14 protein-coding genes are annotated in these 15,327 nt (G+C 64.5%); 8 read left to right on the top strand and 6 right to left on the bottom strand.

Features of this window, described 5'->3' with window-relative positions; all coding sequences use genetic code 11:
• Nucleotides 1-40: 40 nt before the first annotated feature.
• The 7 genes from nosZ to nahK all read left to right on the top strand — a co-directional run bounded on the left by nosZ (nt 41) and on the right by nahK (nt 9,561).
• Nucleotides 41-1,978: a TAT-dependent nitrous-oxide reductase gene (gene nosZ / locus KI241_RS14330; protein WP_212802628.1), complete on the top strand. Its 1,938-nt coding sequence runs from the start codon at nt 41-43 to the stop codon at nt 1,976-1,978.
• A 26-nt stretch (nt 1,979-2,004) separates the two neighbouring features.
• On the top strand, nt 2,005-3,324 hold the full coding sequence (locus KI241_RS14325; protein ID WP_042730210.1) for a nitrous oxide reductase family maturation protein NosD: 1,320 nt from the start codon (nt 2,005-2,007) through the stop codon (nt 3,322-3,324).
• Entirely contained in the window at nt 3,321-4,238 is a 918-nt protein-coding gene (locus KI241_RS14320) for an ABC transporter ATP-binding protein (protein ID WP_212802627.1), read from the top strand. The genes KI241_RS14325 and KI241_RS14320 overlap by 4 nt, the downstream gene beginning before the upstream one ends.
• Nucleotides 4,235-5,065: an ABC transporter permease subunit gene (locus KI241_RS14315; RefSeq protein WP_212802626.1), complete on the top strand. Its 831-nt coding sequence runs from the start codon at nt 4,235-4,237 to the stop codon at nt 5,063-5,065. The genes KI241_RS14320 and KI241_RS14315 overlap by 4 nt, the downstream gene beginning before the upstream one ends.
• A gap of 30 nt (nt 5,066-5,095) precedes the next feature.
• Nucleotides 5,096-5,623, top strand: coding sequence for a nitrous oxide reductase accessory protein NosL (locus KI241_RS14310; protein ID WP_212802625.1), 528 nt, complete (start codon nt 5,096-5,098; stop codon nt 5,621-5,623).
• A 208-nt stretch (nt 5,624-5,831) separates the two neighbouring features.
• Nucleotides 5,832-6,989, top strand: coding sequence for a nitric oxide-sensing protein NosP (gene nosP / locus KI241_RS14305; RefSeq protein ID WP_042730214.1), 1,158 nt, complete (start codon nt 5,832-5,834; stop codon nt 6,987-6,989).
• Nucleotides 6,919-9,561, top strand: coding sequence for a hybrid sensor histidine kinase/response regulator NahK/ErcS' (gene nahK, locus KI241_RS14300; protein ID WP_080922076.1), 2,643 nt, complete (start codon nt 6,919-6,921; stop codon nt 9,559-9,561). The genes nosP and nahK overlap by 71 nt, the downstream gene beginning before the upstream one ends.
• Nucleotides 9,562-9,719: 158 nt before the next feature.
• On the opposite strand, the gene KI241_RS14295 is transcribed toward nahK, so the two are convergent.
• The 6 genes from KI241_RS14295 to KI241_RS14270 form a co-directional block, all read right to left on the bottom strand.
• The gene (locus KI241_RS14295) at nt 9,720-10,385 is read right to left on the bottom strand and encodes a response regulator transcription factor (protein WP_042730217.1); all 666 of its coding nucleotides are present in this window, start codon (nt 10,383-10,385) and stop codon (nt 9,720-9,722) included.
• Nucleotides 10,386-10,438: 53 nt separating this feature from the next.
• The gene (locus KI241_RS14290) at nt 10,439-10,972 is read right to left on the bottom strand and encodes a PQQ-dependent catabolism-associated CXXCW motif protein (protein ID WP_042730216.1); all 534 of its coding nucleotides are present in this window, start codon (nt 10,970-10,972) and stop codon (nt 10,439-10,441) included.
• A 246-nt stretch (nt 10,973-11,218) separates the two neighbouring features.
• A complete protein-coding gene (locus tag KI241_RS14285; protein WP_047737917.1) occupies nt 11,219-12,010 on the bottom strand; it encodes an ABC transporter permease in 792 nt (263 codons plus the stop codon).
• Nucleotides 12,007-12,738 (bottom strand): ABC transporter ATP-binding protein, encoded by a 732-nt coding sequence (locus KI241_RS14280; RefSeq protein WP_042729327.1) that lies wholly within the window; start codon nt 12,736-12,738, stop codon nt 12,007-12,009. The genes KI241_RS14285 and KI241_RS14280 overlap by 4 nt, the downstream gene beginning before the upstream one ends.
• On the bottom strand, nt 12,735-13,724 hold the full coding sequence (locus KI241_RS14275; RefSeq protein WP_212802624.1) for a YVTN family beta-propeller repeat protein: 990 nt from the start codon (nt 13,722-13,724) through the stop codon (nt 12,735-12,737). Before KI241_RS14275 ends, KI241_RS14280 begins: the two co-directional genes overlap by 4 nt.
• Nucleotides 13,725-13,751: 27 nt before the next feature.
• Entirely contained in the window at nt 13,752-14,936 is a 1,185-nt protein-coding gene (locus KI241_RS14270; protein WP_212802623.1) for an ABC transporter substrate-binding protein, read from the bottom strand.
• 118 nt (nt 14,937-15,054) lie between these two features.
• On the opposite strand from KI241_RS14270, the gene KI241_RS14265 reads away from it, so the two are divergent.
• Nucleotides 15,055-15,309 carry a hypothetical protein gene (locus tag KI241_RS14265; RefSeq protein WP_212802622.1) on the top strand — a complete coding sequence of 85 codons (255 nt, stop codon included), beginning with the start codon at nt 15,055-15,057 and terminating at the stop codon, nt 15,307-15,309.
• Nucleotides 15,310-15,327: the final 18 nt, after the last annotated feature.

The following is a 15,327-nucleotide window of genomic DNA, read 5'->3' as shown; positions in this document are numbered from 1 at the left end:
CCCGCCCCCTGACCCTTTCATTCTTGATGGAGCACACAGCATGAGCGACAAGAAAAACGCCACGCCGGACGTGGTGGAAGAACCGCGGGGCGTGAGCCGGCGCAGTTTTCTCGGCACCGGTGCGGTCACCGGCGCCGTGCTGGCCGGTGCCACGGCGCTGGGCGCCGGGACTTTCACCCGGGAGTCATGGGCGGCGGCCGCCAAGGAAGCCAAGGAAGCCAAGGAGGCCAAGTCCAAGGTCCATGTCGGCCCCGGCGAACTGGACGAATACTATGGCTTCTGGAGCGGCGGTCACCAAGGCGAAGTGCGGGTGCTGGGCGTGCCGTCGATGCGCGAGCTGATGCGCATCCCGGTGTTCAACGTCGACTCGGCCACCGGTTGGGGCCTGACCAACGAAAGCAAGCGCATCCTGGGGGAGAGCGCCAAGTACAAGAACGGTGACTGCCACCATCCGCACATCTCCATGACCGACGGCAAGTACGACGGCAAGTACCTGTTCATCAACGACAAGGCCAACTCCCGGATCGCGCGCATTCGCCTGGACATCATGAAGTGCGACAAGATCCTCACCGTGCCCAACGTGCAGGCGATCCACGGCCTGCGCCTGCAAAAGGTGCCCTACACCAAGTACGTGTTCGCCAACGCCGAGTTCGTGATCCCGCATCCCAACGATGGCCATACCTTCGACCTGCAGGACAAGAACAGCTTCACGATGTTCAACGCCATCGATGCCGAGAAAATGGAAATGGCGTTCCAGGTGATCGTCGACGGCAACCTGGATAACTCCGATGCCGACTACACCGGCAAATACGCCGCCAGCACCTGCTACAACTCCGAGAAGGCCTACGACCTGGGCGGCATGATGCGCAACGAGCGCGACTGGGTGGTGGTGTTCAACATCCCGCGGATCGAGGCGGCGATCAAGGCCGGCAAGTTCATCACCCTGGACGGCTCCAAGGTGCCGGTGGTCGATGGTCGCAAGACCGACGGCAAGGACTCTGAATTCACTCGCTACATCCCGGTGCCGAAGAACCCCCACGGCTGCAACACCTCGTCCGACGGCAAGTACTTCATCGCCAACGGCAAGCTGTCGCCGACTGTCTCGATGATTGCCATCGACCGCCTGGATGACCTGTTCGAAGGCCGCTACAAAGACCCTCGGGAAGTGATCGTCGCCGAGCCGGAACTGGGCCTGGGGCCGCTGCACACCACCTTCGACGGGCGCGGCAATGCCTACACCACCTTGTTCATCGACAGCCAAGTGGTGAAGTGGAACATGGACGAAGCCATCCGCGCCTACAAGGGCGAGAAGGTCAACTACATCAAGCAGAAACTCGACGTGCAGTACCAACCCGGGCACAACCATGCGTCCCTGACCGAGACCAGCGAGGCGGACGGCAAGTGGCTGGTGGTGCTGTGCAAGTTCTCCAAGGACCGCTTCCTGCCTACCGGGCCGCTGCACCCGGAGAACGACCAGTTGATCGACATCTCCGGCGAAGAAATGAAGCTGGTGCACGACGGCCCGGCCTTCGCCGAACCCCACGATTGCATCCTCGCCCGGCGCGACCAGATCAAGACTCAGAAAATCTGGAACCGCAACGACCCGTTCTTCGCCGAGACGGTGGCACTGGCGAAAAAGGACGGTATCAACCTGGAGACCGACAACAAGGTCATCCGCGATGGCAACCAGGTGCGGGTGTACATGACGTCGATGGCGCCGGCCTACGGCTTGACCGAATTCACCGTCAAGCAGGGCAACGAAGTGACGGTCACCATCACCAACATCGACCAGATCGAGGACGTGTCCCACGGCTTTGTCATGACCAACCACGGCGTGAGCATGGAAATCAGCCCGCAGCAGACGTCCTCCATCACCTTCACCGCCGACAAGGCCGGCCTGCACTGGTACTACTGCAGCTGGTTCTGTCACGCCCTGCACATGGAGATGGTCGGTCGCATGCTGGTTGAAAAAGCCTGAGTCGGCCGAACGAGGAGACAGGCCCAATGGCCGGGAAACCGCAGCAACCCACGGGCCGCGCGTGCCAACCGGTCATTGCGCTGATGCTGGGCCTGTTATCGGGCGGCGCGTTCGGCGCGCCGCAGCCGATCACCGACCTGCCCTTGCAGGCCGAGGGCGACCAGCAATGGCGCCTGCCGGCGGGGCAGTACCGGGGCTCGTTCAGCGTCGATCAGCCGATGACCCTCACCTGTGCGCCGGATGCGGTATTCCTGGGGCAGGGCGAGGGCAACGGCGTGATCATCCAGGCGCCGAACGTGCGCATCCAGGGTTGTACGTTCCTGGACTGGGGCCATGACCTGACGGCGATGAACGCCGCGGTGTTCATCAAGCCTGTCGCCCAGGGAGCGGTGGTGCGTGGCAACCGGATGCAGGGCCAGGGCTTCGGCATCTGGGTCGATGGCACGCGGGACGTCAGCCTGATCGACAACCGCATCCAGGGCGACGCCAGCCTGCGTTCCCAGGACCGGGGCAACGGCATCCACCTGTATGCGGTCCACGGGGCCCAGGTCATCGGCAACCAGGTGCGCGACACCCGCGACGGCATCTACATCGACACCTCCAACGGCAACCTGCTCCAGGGCAATGTCCTGGAGGACCTGCGCTATGGCGTGCATTACATGTTCGCCAACGATAACCGCCTGCTGGACAACGTCACCCGGCGGACCCGCACCGGTTATGCGCTGATGCAGAGCCGCCAGTTGACGGTCATCGGCAATCGCTCCGAACAGGACCAGAACTACGGGATCCTGATGAACTACATCACCTATTCAACCCTGCGCGACAACGTCGTCACCGACGTGCGCGACGGGTCCACCGGCGACACCATGATCGTCGGTGCCGAGGGCAAGGCCCTGTTCATCTACAACTCATTGTTCAATCGCATCGAAGGCAATCATTTCGAGCGCAGTGCGGTGGGCATCCACTTGACCGCCGGCTCGGAGGACAACCGCATCGCCGGCAATGCCTTCGTCCATAACCAGCGCCAGGTCAAGTACGTCGCCACCCGCCTGCAGGAGTGGTCGGCGGACGGGCGCGGCAACTACTGGAGTGACTACCTGGGGTGGGATCGCAATGGCGACGGCCTGGGAGATGTGGTCTACGAGCCCAACGACAACGTCGACCGCCTGCTGTGGCTGTACCCGCAGGTGCGGCTGTTGATGAACAGTCCGGGCATCGAATTGCTGCGCTGGGTACAGCGAGCCTTCCCGGTGATGAAATCCCCCGGGGTGCTGGACAGCCATCCGCTGATGGCGGCGCCGGTCCAACCCCCACCACGCAACAGGGCTCAGGAGGACGCGTCTTGAACGTCGTCGAGATCGAAGGCGTCAGCCAGCAGTATGGCGACGTTGCCGTGCTGCACGGGCTGAACCTGAACCTGGCCCAGGGCGAAGTGCTCGGCCTGTTCGGGCACAACGGTGCGGGCAAGACCACCACCATGAAGTTGATCCTCGGCTTGCTGCGGGCCAGCGAGGGCCAGGTGCGGGTCTTCGGGCGCGAGCCCAGCGACCCGAGTGTGCGACGCCTGCTCGGCTACCTGCCGGAGAACGTCATGTTCTATCCGCAGTTGAGCGGGTTGGAGACGTTGCGTCATTTTGCCCGGCTCAAGGGCGCCGCGCCGGAGCAGGTCGAACGGTTGCTGGAGGAGGTGGGCCTGGCGGACGCGGCCCGGCGCCGGGTGCGGACTTATTCCAAGGGCATGCGCCAGCGCCTCGGGCTGGCCCAGGCATTACTCGGCCAGCCGCGGTTGTTGCTGCTGGACGAGCCCACCGTGGGCCTGGACCCCATCGCCACCCAAGACCTCTATCAGCTGCTCGATCGCCTGCGTTGGCAGGGCACCAGCATCATTCTCTGCTCCCATGTCCTGCCGGGGGTCGAGGCCCACATCAACCGCGCCGCGATCCTCACCCGCGGGCGCCTGCTGGCCCTGGGCAGCCTGGCCCGGCTGCGCAAGGACGCCGGTCTGCCGACCCTGATCCGGGCCTCGGGCCTGGCCCGCGCCGAGCAGTTGCAGCAGCACTGGCGCAGCGAAGGGCATGTCACCCAGGGCTGGGGCGCCGAAGGCTTGCAAGTGTCGGCGCCGGACGGCAGCAAGCTCGCACTGTTGCGCCAGCTGCTGGCGCAGCACAACCCGACCGACGTCGAGATCAAGCCGCCGTCCCTGGAGGACTTGTACCGCCATTACATGGTCCGTGCAGCCAGCGAGGAGGCCCATCAATGAACCCGATCCAGACCATGGCCCGCAAGGAGTTCTGCGACGGCCTGCGCAATCGCTGGTTGTTGGCGATCAGTCTGCTGTTCGCCGTGCTGGCCATTGGTATCGCCTGGCTGGGCGCCGCGGCGTCGGGGCAGTTGGGCTTCACCTCGGTGCCAGCGACGGTGGCGAGCCTGTCGAGCCTGGCGACCTTCCTGATGCCCCTGATCGCCTTGCTGCTGGCCTATGACGCCATCGTCGGCGAGGACGAAAGCGGCACCTTGCTGCTGTTGCTGACCTACCCGTTGGGGCGCGGTCAGTTGCTGCTGGGCAAGTTCGTCGGACACGGCCTGATCCTGGCCCTGGCGACGTTCATCGGTTTCGGCTGCGCGATGCTTGCCATTGCTCTGTTGGTGGATGACGTCGAACTGAGCCTGCTGCTCTGGGCTTTTGGGCGCTTCATGGTGTCCAGCACGCTGCTGGGGTGGGTGTTCCTCGGCCTGGCCTATGTACTGAGCTGCCTGTCGGCGGAGAAATCCACCGCCGCCGGGTTGGCCCTGGGGGTGTGGTTCTTCTTCGTGCTGGTGTTCGACCTGGCGTTGCTGGCGCTGCTGGTGCTGAGCGAAGGGCGCTTCAACCCGCAACTGTTGCCATGGCTGCTGCTGTTCAACCCCACCGATGTCTATCGGCTGATCAACCTGTCCGGATTCGATTCGGCCACCCACGGCGCCGCCGTGCTGACCCTGGGCAGCGATCTGCCGGTATCGGCGCCCGGGCTGTGGATGTGCCTGGTGGTGTGGATGGCCGTGCCGTTGTGGCTGGCCTATCGGCTGTTCCAGCGCCGGTGCCCGTGAATGTCTGATCTTGATAAGGAGTCTGTAACGATGAACAGGGTGTATTCCAAGGCGAGCCGCCTGCTGGCCGGGATGCTGGTGTGCCTGGCGCTGGTGGCGTGTGACCAGGCCGTGCCGCCAGCGGCCGGCGAGGCGCCGCTGGCGTTCCATCGCAGTGACGAGTGCCATGTATGCGGCATGGTCATCACCGATTTTCCTGGGCCCAAGGGCGCGGCGGTCGGGGCCGATGGGGTGAAAAAGTTCTGCTCCCCGGCGGAAATGCTCGGCTGGTGGCTGCAACCGGAAAACCATCGGGCCGACGTCAAGTTGCTCGTCCATGACATGGGCCGCAGCCACTGGGACAGCCCGGATGACGCGCACCTGATCGACGCCCGCAGCGCCTATTTCGTGGTCGGCTCCGGGCTCAAGGGCGCCATGGGCGTCGTCCTGGCCTCGTTCGCCGAAGCCCAGGCCGCGCAGAAGCTGGCTACCGAGACCGGCGGCCAGGTCCTGCGCCTGGAGGACATCGACCAGAAGGTGCTGGGGCAGGCGGGAGGTATGTCGTCGATGAGTCACTGAAGTTGGTGTAGCACGTGAATCGTGCGGCACGACAATGAGCTGCACGGCAGTCGTGGCGAGCGAGCAAGCGCCCTCGCCACGCTCTCGAAGGGTTTGCCGCCGTCTTCTCATCCCATCGAAGCGTCCACCCACTACCCAAGTAGCATTCGTCGCCCCGGCCTATCTTCGTACACTCAAGGTCCCTATCACGCACCCGCCGGAGGCGTAAATGCAGCAGGCAGAAGGCGTGGTCAGCGCCATGTCCGCGGCGACGGATGTCCAGGAAGTGGCCCAGGCGCTGGCGCGGCAGTTGTTGCACCCGCACCTGGGTTTCGTGCTGTTTTTCTGTTCCGCCGCCTACGACCTGCCGGCCCTCGGCCAGGCACTGTCCCAGAGCTTTGGCGGGATTCGCCTGGTGGGGTGCACCAGCGCCGGTGAAATCACCCCCCAGGGCTACGGGCGCAATTGTGTGACGGCGGTGGGGTTCGACCACCGGCATTTTTCCATCGCCGCCGAGCTGATCGGTGAAATGGAGCACTTTAGCCTGATCGACGCCCAGCAGATGGTCGAGCGTCTGGCCGGCGGGTGTCGCAGCAACGCCCTGGCGCCGATCAAGGGTCACAGTTTTGCGCTGACCCTGCTCGACGGCCTGTCCAGTCGCGAAGAAATGGTCCTGGCGGCCTTGAGCGCAGCGTTGGGAGACATCCCGCATTTCGGCGGTTCGGCCGGCGACGACAACCACCTGACCCACACCCACGTGTACTTCGAAGGCCAGTTCCACAGCGGCGCGGCGGTGGTGGTGCTGATCAATACCTGGCTGGAATTCGAGGTCTTCACCACCCACCACATCCTGCCCCGGGAAGAAAAACTGGTGGTGACCGGCGCCGACAGCGCCTCGCGACGGGTCTACGAACTCAACGCCGAGCCCGCCGCCGAGGAGTACGCTCGGCATATCGGCGTGCCGGTGAGTGCCCTCGATTACCGGGTGTTCGCGGCACATCCGTTGGCGGTGCGCATCAACGACCAGTACTACGTGCGGGCGATCCAGCAGGTGCACCCGGACCTGAGCCTGAGCTTCTATTGCGCGGTGGAGAACGGCATCGTCCTCACGGCGATGACGCCAGGGCCGTTGCTGGACAACCTGCAGGCCCTGTTCGACGGCTTGCAGGCGCGGCTTGGCGACGTGCTGCTGACCATCGGCTGCGATTGTTTCCTGAGGCGCCTGGAGCTCGAAGACCGCGGCGGCCTGGAGCAGATCGGCCAATTCCTGCGCGAACAGCGGGTGCTGGGGTTCAACACCTATGGAGAACAGTTCAATGGCATGCACATCAACCAGACGTTCACCGGAGTTGCCATTGCCCGTCATCGCGCCCCCGGCCATCGCTGAGCTGCAGGCCCAACTGGCCAACCTCGAACACGAGAACCGCAAGCTGCGGCGGATCAACGCGGCGCTGATCGAACGCGTGGAGTCCGGGGTGACCCGTGGCAACGACCCGTACGCGGCGTTCCAGCATTCGGTGGTGCTGGCCGAACAAGTACGCGAACGCACCGATGCGCTGAACCAGGCCATGGCCGAGCTCAAGGCCGGCAATCACTTGCTGGGCGAGGCGCGATTGCGGGCGGAAACCGCCCATCGGCACCTGATCGACGCCATCGAGAGCATCTCCGATGCGTTCGTGCTGTTCGACGCGCAGCAGCGCATCGTCCTGTTCAACAGCCGCTTCAAGGCTTTCTGGGCCCACAGCCGGGTGCGCATTATCGCCGGGATGCGCCTGTGCGAGGTCAAGCGCCTGATGACCGCCAACGGCCTGTTCAGCGAGGAGCCGCGGGGGCAGGCCGACGAGCACGTGCTGTACCGAATGCAGAACGGTCGCTGGCTGCAGGTCAGCGAGCGGCCGACCCAGGAAGGTGGGCGGGTGATGCTGTTCACCGACATCACCGACGTCAAGCTCAGTGAAACCGTGCGTCGCGAGCAAGCCATCGCACAGAAGTCCCACCTGCTGCAACGGGCCGTGGACAACCTGTCCCAGGGCGTGGCGATGGTCAATGCCCAGGGTGTGCTGGAGCTGTGGAACCGGCGCTTCCTCGAACTCAGCGGCCTGGCTCCCGTGGCGGCCCATCGTTCGTTCAGCGAAGTGATTGGCGACTCCGAGCTGCAATTGCTGACCCCGGCCAGCCGCGACAGCAATGGCCGCTCGGTTCACGAATGCGAACAGCGCCTGTCGGACGGCCGGGTCCTGGAGATCCGCACCCATCCGCTGCCCACTGGTGGCTACGTCAATACGTTCACCGACATCACCGAGCGCTACCAGCATGCCGAGGCACTGAGCGAAAGCGAGCGCTGGATCCGCTTGATCACCGACCACGTGCCAGCGCTGATTGCCTACCTCAACGCTGACCTGGTCTATGAATTCACCAACAAAGTCTACGAGCAGTGGTACTGCTGGCCCCGTGGCGTGATGCTCGGCCAGAGCCTGCGCGAGGCCCACAGCGAGCAGCATTACCAACGCCTGGAAGCCTACGTGGCCCGCGCGCTGGCGGGTGAAAGCGTGACGTTCGAGTTCGCCGAAACCAACATCAACAACCAGGAACGCTACATGCTGCGCTCCTACGTGCCCAACCGCCTGGCCAACGGTGAAGTGGTGGGGATCTTCGTGCTCATCCGCGACATCACCGAACGCCGCCGCACGGCCGAGGCACTGCACCAGGCTTATCAGAACCTGGAACAGCGGGTCCAGGAACGCACCGCCGAACTGACGTGCCTCAACGACCAGCTGCTGCGTGAAATCGATGAGCGCAGCCGGGTGGAAGTGCGCCTGCGCGAGGCCAAGCGAGAGGCCGAGCAGGCCAACTTGTCGAAAACCAAGTTCCTCGCCGCGGTCAGCCATGACCTGTTGCAACCGCTCAACGCCGCGCGGCTGTTCACCAGCGCGTTGCTGGAGCGCCGCGAGCCGGTCGCCAACGCGCACCTGGTGCGCAATGTGAGCAATTCACTGGAAGACGTCGAGAACTTGCTCGGCACCCTGGTGGACATCTCCAAGCTGGACGCCGGTGTGATCAAGGCCGATGTCGCGCCGTTCGGCCTGAGCGAACTGCTCGACAACCTGGCGGCCGAGTATGCCCAGGTGGCCCGCAGCGAGGGGCTGGCGCTGCACTTTGTCGGCTGTTCGGTGTTGGTGCGCAGTGACATGCAGTTGCTGGCGCGGATCCTGCGCAACCTGTTGAGCAACGCCATTCGCTACACCCCCAGCGGGCGCATCGTGCTGGGCTGCCGACGGCATCGTGGGCAGGTGTCGATCCAGGTCTGGGACAGCGGCATCGGCATCGCCGAAGACCGGCTCGAGGAAATTTTCCAGGAGTTCAAGCGCGGCGATGTGCAGCGGCCCAACCAGGACCGAGGGTTGGGCCTGGGACTGGCGATCGTCGAGAAAATTGCCGGGATCCTCGGGCATCGGATTCAGGTGCGCTCGTGGCCGGGCAAGGGCTCGATGTTCGCCATCGACGTGCCCCTGAGCGCCACGGCGCCCAAGCCGTTGCCGTGCCCGGACATGAGCGAACCGATGCTGGGGCGCCTGCGCGGTGCCCGGGTCTGGGTGCTGGACAACGATGCGGCGATCTGTGCCGGCATGCGCACCTTGCTGGAAGGCTGGGGCTGCCAGGTGACGACGGCGTTGTCGGAGCAGGACCTGGCGCGCCAGATGGACGACGACCCCGCCGGCGCCGATCTGCTGATCGCCGACTATCACCTGGACCACGACCAGAACGGCGTCGACGCGGTGGCCCGGATCAACGCCCGGCGCACGGCGCCGATCCCGGCCATGATGATTACCGCCAATTACAGCAACGAACTCAAGCAGCAGATCCGCGAGCGCGGCCACACCCTGATGCATAAGCCGGTGCGCCCGATGAAGCTGAAGATTGCGATGAGCCACCTGTTAGGTGGGGGCCAGAGCCACTAGGTAGAACCTCATTGTGGCGAGGGGATTTATCCCCGTTGGGCTGCGAAGCAGCCCCTGGTTCCATCTTGTGTACCGAGTTGCCGTTTTTAGGGCCGCTTCGCGCCCCAGCGGGGATAAATCCCCTCGCCACAACCGGCATGTTTAGGGTTCGAACAGCATCAACGCCGCAGATAAGCCCCAAAATCAATATCCCCCGCGCTGAGGATCGCCTGCACTCGGTTGTGCACGTTGAGTTTGCGCAGGATCGCCGAGACGTGGGCCTTGACCGTGGTTTCGGCGATGTCCAGGGTGTAGGCGATCTGTTTGTTCGACTCGCCCTTGGTCATGCGTTCGAGCACCAGCAGCTGCTTGCGGGTCAGGGCCTGGAGCAGTTCGGCGGGGAAGGCCGGGGTTTCGTTCAGGCGGCGGCCCGTCGGGCTTTTCTGCGTGCGGATGATGTCTGGCGGCAGGTAGACGTTGCCGTTGAGGATCTGCTCGATGGCGTCGGTCATTTGCGAGCGCGGCGAGGATTTGGTGATGAACCCCACCGCGCCATAAGTGATGGCTTGCAGCACCACCTGCTTGTCCTGTTCGGCCGAGACGATCACCACGGGAATGGTGGGGGCCTCGTTGCGCAGGTTGATCAGGCCATTGAGCCCGTGCATGCCGGGCATGTTCAGGTCCAGCAGGATCAGGTCCAGGTCGTCGTGTTCGATGGTCAATGCCAGGGCACTGTCCAGGTCGGCGGTTTCCATGACCTCGCTGCCGGGAAAACCGTCGCTGATGACGTTGTGGATGGCTTCGCGAAACAGTGGGTGATCGTCGGCTATCAGAATTTTATACATGGCCATTCACCTCGTTATTGTGTTGTGGCTGGAGCAGGTGCACGCATTCAGGATCAGGGAAAAGGTTGGGGGCGGGCCGCTTGCAGGGGCAGGTTGGCTGCCTCCCAGGCATCGAGGCCATCGCGATACCAGTACAGATGCTTATAGCCCATGGCGGCGGCGCGTTTTACCGCGTTCCAGCTCAACCAGCAATCGGAGCGGCAATAAAAGACCAGTGGTTGCTCCAGGCGTCCGGCGGTGGCGTCGCGCAGGTGGCGGCTGAAGTAGTCCTGCCAGGCCGGCTCCAGTTCACCGTCGCCAGTATTGGCCAGCCACAGGCTGCCGGGCAGGTTGGCGTGAGGTTCGTTGTCGATGAAGCGCCCCTGGAGCCAGGGCCGCCGGTAGACGTCCACCAGCACCGGCGGCGGATCCTGTTCGAGCAGGTGCTGCAGGGCGGAGGTGTCGAGGGTTTGAGCGCCGTCGACGGTGCTCGGCGTCGGGCTGCGGTACTGGGCAATGCGGTAGCCCTGCGGGGAAAACAGCAGCGTGTCGGCCTGCGCGGCATTCAGCGCCAGGCCCAGCAAGACCATGGCCAGCAAACGGGGCATAGGATTTATCCTTTTTGTTATGCGCCCATTACATGCCAGGGTCGAGGTCTTGTGAATGCGACCATAGACAGGAAAACCAGTACTAAAGTCGTAATTTCGGATAGGCGCTGTGCCTATGCAGGGGTACACAAACCCTGTGGGAGCGGGCTTGCTCGCGAAAGCGGTGGCCCATCCAGCACCGGAGCAAACTGCCCCTCCGCATTCGCGAGCAAGCCCGCTCCCACAACAGGATTGACGCGGGTTTGCTCAACCCACCTTGCGCAGCGCCGCATGCTGGGGGTTGAACGTCCACACCGCCAGCAGGGCGAACACCAGCGTCAGGCCGGCGCACACCCCCAGCGCCAGCGGATTGAATTGCTCGTACAACGCGAAGCGCACCAGCTCCACCCCATGGGTGAACGGGTTCAGCGCACAGAGCCAGTACAACCAGGGGCTGGCCTCGAGCATTTTCCACAGCGGGTACAACGCCGAGGACAGGAAGAACATCGGGAAGATCACGAAATTCATCACCCCGGCAAAGTTCTCCAGTTGCCGGATCGCATTGGACAGCAGCAGGCCCAGGGCGCTGAGCATCAGCGCCACCAGCAACAGCGCCGGCAATGCCAGCAGCAGGCCCATGACCGGCGGCTGGATGCCGTACAACCAGGCAATGGCGAGAAAGGCATAGACCTGCAGCAGCGAGATCAGCGACGTCGCCACAAGCTTGCTCGCCAGCAGGAAGGCCCGGGGCAGGGGGCTGGTCAGCAGCACGCGCATGCTGCCCATTTCCCGGTCGTAGACCATCGACAAGGAACCTTGCATGCCATTGAACAACAGGATCATGCAGGCCAGCCCGGGCACGATGTACACCTCGTAGGGGATGTAGGTGTCGTAGGGGGCGATGATCGCGATGCCCAGGGCCGCGCGAAAGCCGGCGGCGAACACCAGCAGCCACAGCAACGGGCGCACCAGGGCACTGAGCAGGCGGGTGCGTTGCAGCACGAAGCGCAACCATTCGCGCATGACGATGCCGCTGAAACATTGCCAATAGGCGTTCATGACGCAGCTCCCGCAGCGGTCAATCGGCTGAAGGCCGAGCCCAGGGTGCCGCCATGGGCCTGGCTGACGCTGTCGGCGCGGCCGCGGGCGACCAGGCGACCCTGGTGCAGGATCAACAGGTCATCGCTGGGTTGCACTTCGTCCAGCAAGTGGGTGGTCCACAGCACGCTGATACCCTGCACCCGGCACAACTGCCGGATGTGTTCGCCCAGGGCCAGGCGACTGGCCGGGTCGAGGCCGACACTCGGTTCGTCGAGCAACAGCAGGCGCGGCTCGTGCAGCAGCGCTCGGGCGATTTCCACGCGGCGCCGATGACCGCCATTGAGGTCGCGCACCCGTTCGTGGCGCCGCTCGGTCAGGTGCTGGCGCGCCAGTTCGGCGTCGATCCGGGTGGCGCCCTGGCGTCGCGACCAGCCGTGCAGGGCGATGTGATAACGAAGGTTCTGTTCGACGCTGAGGTCCAGGTCGAGCGTGCTTTGCTGGAACACCACGCCCAGTTGCCGCAACGCCGGACGGGGCGAGGCCTGCAACGAATGACCGCCGACGCGGATGTCTCCGCGCTGCACATCGTACAGGCGCGTGAGCAAGGCAATCAGCGTCGACTTGCCGGCGCCGTTGGGCCCCAGCAATGCCGCGAAATGCCCGGCCGGCAGGCTGAAGTTCACCTGCCGGAGGGCCTCGCGCGCACCGTAGGCGAAGCTCAGGTCGCTGACCTCCAGCGCGTTCATGGCGTCACCACCACGCCCCAGGGGTAGCGCCCGACTTTCACCGACTTGAGCACCTTGCGGCTCTCGACGTCGATCACCGAGACATCGCCGCTCACGCCATTGGTTGCCAGCAATTGGCGTTGGTCCGGGGTGAACGCCAGTTGCCAGACCCGCCGGCCCACCAGCAGGTAATCGAGCACTTCGAAGGTCTTCGCGTCGATCACCGCCACATGATTGGCCGGGCCGAGGGCGACGAACGCGTACTTGCCGTCGGCGCTGAGCTTGATGCCTACCGGCTGGACCTTGTCCGGGTGCACGCCCTTGATCTGGAACGTCAGGGTCTTGAGCACCTGACGTGTGGCGACGTCGAGTATCGTCAGGGTGCCGCCGATTTCCGCCGAGGCCCACAGCTGGGTGCCGTCGCGACTGAATTCGACGAAGCGCGGCCGCTGGTCCACCAGGGTGCTGTCGGCCAGGGTCAGGGTGCTGGTGTCGATCCAGTGCAGCATGTTGGTGGTTTCACTGGTGTTGACCGCCCACTTGCCGTCGGGGCTGACGGCCATGCCTTCGGGCTCGACCCCGACGCCAACCTGGCCCAGCACTTGGGAGGTCTGGGTGTCGATCACCGTCACCAGCGCGTCGTCCTCGTTGGAGACGTAGAGCCAGCGGTCGTTGGGGTGCAGGGCGAATTGCTCGGGGTCCTTGCCGGAGGGCAGTTCCTTGATGATCTTGCGGGTGGCCACGTCCATCACCTGGACCCGGTCCGAATCGCTGGCGCAGATGTACAGCAGCCGATTGTCGTGGGACAGCAACAGGCCGCGGGGGCGCTGGCCCACCGGCAGGGTCTCGATGACCTCCAGGCTCTGCATGTCGATCAGGCTCAGGCTGTTGTCTTTTTCGTTGGAGACCCAGGCGATGCTGGCGGCGGCCGGGCCGGCGGCGAGCAACACAGCGCCGAGGGCGAGGACCTGGCAGAGCAGGGTCGGTTGGAACAGCGGGCGGCGCATGGCGGTTTTCCTTATTGTTGTGTGCGATCAGGGGTAGCGACAGCTCACTTCGGGCTGGTCGTAGCCCAGGCTGTCCATTTCATTGGTGGGGTGCAGGAAGCCCTCTTGGGGCGAAGTGCTGACCAGCGCTCGCGGCTGGACCAGGGGAATCGGTTGGCGCAGTTGGCCGTTCCAGGGGCGGTAGCTGAGTTTGCGGCCCTTGAAACCGTCCAGGGGCAATTGGTCGCCCAGGGCCAGTTGGCGGATGGCGAAGGGGTCGTCCTGGCGCAGTTTGCTCACGGCGCTGGCGATGCTGCGCACGGCGATCCAGGCCGCGAAGTCGCGGTCGTTCATCCAGCGGCCGGCCAGGTTCTCGAAGCGTTTTTGCAACTGGGCGGCGCCGTAGGTTTCCACGGTCTTGTGCCAGCCGGTGGGGGTCAACCCCTGCGTGCCGGCGACCGGGCGCGGGTACCAGGTCTGGTAGGGCAGGTATTCGCCAAAATCGCCGCGCTCATCGGCTACCAGCACCACGTCGTACTCGGCGGCCTGGGTGAACAGCGGCATGTCGGCCTGGGCGCTGCGGCGTTGGTCGTTGTCGAACTGCCAGGCCTTTTCGGCGACGATTTTCATTCCGAAGCGCTTCATCGCCCGGCGCAGGGCCGCGGCGTAGGCCTGGTCGTCGGCGGTCTGGCCGACGATCAACAGCGCCCGCTGCCATTTGCGCACCACGCTGAACTGCACCAGCGCATCGGCGAGCATGGCCCGGTCGGGCAGGCTATGCAGCACGTTGCCCAGGCAGTCGGTGGTGCGCAGGCTGTCGTCGGGGCTGCCGGCGTTGAAGATCAGGCTGTCGGGCAGGGCGGCGCTGAGCTGGCGCAGGCTTGCCGCCGGGGCATTCACCACGAACAGCCGCAAGCCCTGTTCATGCTGGGCGCGGGCCGCCTGCAGCAGGGCTTCGGGGGTGTCGACCTGGGCGCTTTCCAGGCGGTAGTCCTGCTTCAGGAAACGCCCGGTGCTGTTGCTGTCGATCACCGCCAGTTCGGCGCCGCGCAGCCCCGCGTCGGTGGGCTCGGCGATCACGTTGGACAGCAATGGCCCGGGGTCGGGGCGATAGCCCAGGTAACCGATGCGTACTTGCAAGGGCGTGTTCTCAGCAGCCTGGACGACGCCCGGCAGCCAGCCACTGGCCGCTGCCAGCAAGGGAACCAAGGCGTAACTGACGAGCCGGCGCATACCACCTCCATTGCAGGTAGCGCCAGCATAGGAAGCCGGTGGGCCTGGGGAAATATGCAGAAAGTACCGCCGGGCCAGTACCAAGGTAGTAACCCGCCGCGGGTGCCGGGGTTTTAGCATGCAGGCAATCGTCATTGACCAGGAGGGGACAGACCATGCGGATTATCAAAGCGCTGCTGTTGCCGTTTCTGCTGATCCTGAGTTTGATCGGCGTCGATCGCTTGCCTGGCAAGCACAAAACCAGCAAACACCCACAACCCTCTGTGGGAGCGGGCTTGCTCGCGAAGGCGGCAGTCCTGTCGATGCCGATGCAAGCTGCCCCATCGCTTTCGCGAGCAAGCCCGCTCCCACAAAGGAACTGTGGCGTGCATGAAGGTTGTGCGTCAGTTCC

This window comes from Pseudomonas sp. Cab53 (genome assembly GCF_018325965.1).
GTDB lineage: Bacteria > Pseudomonadota > Gammaproteobacteria > Pseudomonadales > Pseudomonadaceae > Aquipseudomonas > Aquipseudomonas chlororaphis_E.
This window is presented reverse-complemented; position numbering and strand designations above follow the sequence as displayed.

Coding starts and splice junctions, on each gene's coding strand:
- nahK (WP_080922076.1), top strand. CDS start 6,919: ATGGCATGCACATCAACCAGACGTTCACCGGAGTTGCCATTGCCCGTC.
- KI241_RS14325 (WP_042730210.1), top strand. CDS start 2,005: ATGGCCGGGAAACCGCAGCAACCCACGGGCCGCGCGTGCCAACCGGTC.
- KI241_RS14280 (WP_042729327.1), bottom strand. CDS start 12,738: ATGAACGCGCTGGAGGTCAGCGACCTGAGCTTCGCCTACGGTGCGCGC.
- KI241_RS14275 (WP_212802624.1), bottom strand. CDS start 13,724: ATGCGCCGCCCGCTGTTCCAACCGACCCTGCTCTGCCAGGTCCTCGCC.
- nosZ (WP_212802628.1), top strand. CDS start 41: ATGAGCGACAAGAAAAACGCCACGCCGGACGTGGTGGAAGAACCGCGG.
- KI241_RS14270 (WP_212802623.1), bottom strand. CDS start 14,936: ATGCGCCGGCTCGTCAGTTACGCCTTGGTTCCCTTGCTGGCAGCGGCC.
- nosP (WP_042730214.1), top strand. CDS start 5,832: ATGCAGCAGGCAGAAGGCGTGGTCAGCGCCATGTCCGCGGCGACGGAT.
- KI241_RS14310 (WP_212802625.1), top strand. CDS start 5,096: ATGAACAGGGTGTATTCCAAGGCGAGCCGCCTGCTGGCCGGGATGCTG.
- KI241_RS14285 (WP_047737917.1), bottom strand. CDS start 12,010: ATGAACGCCTATTGGCAATGTTTCAGCGGCATCGTCATGCGCGAATGG.
- KI241_RS14315 (WP_212802626.1), top strand. CDS start 4,235: ATGAACCCGATCCAGACCATGGCCCGCAAGGAGTTCTGCGACGGCCTG.
- KI241_RS14295 (WP_042730217.1), bottom strand. CDS start 10,385: ATGTATAAAATTCTGATAGCCGACGATCACCCACTGTTTCGCGAAGCC.
- KI241_RS14290 (WP_042730216.1), bottom strand. CDS start 10,972: ATGCCCCGTTTGCTGGCCATGGTCTTGCTGGGCCTGGCGCTGAATGCC.
- KI241_RS14265 (WP_212802622.1), top strand. CDS start 15,055: ATGCAGGCAATCGTCATTGACCAGGAGGGGACAGACCATGCGGATTAT.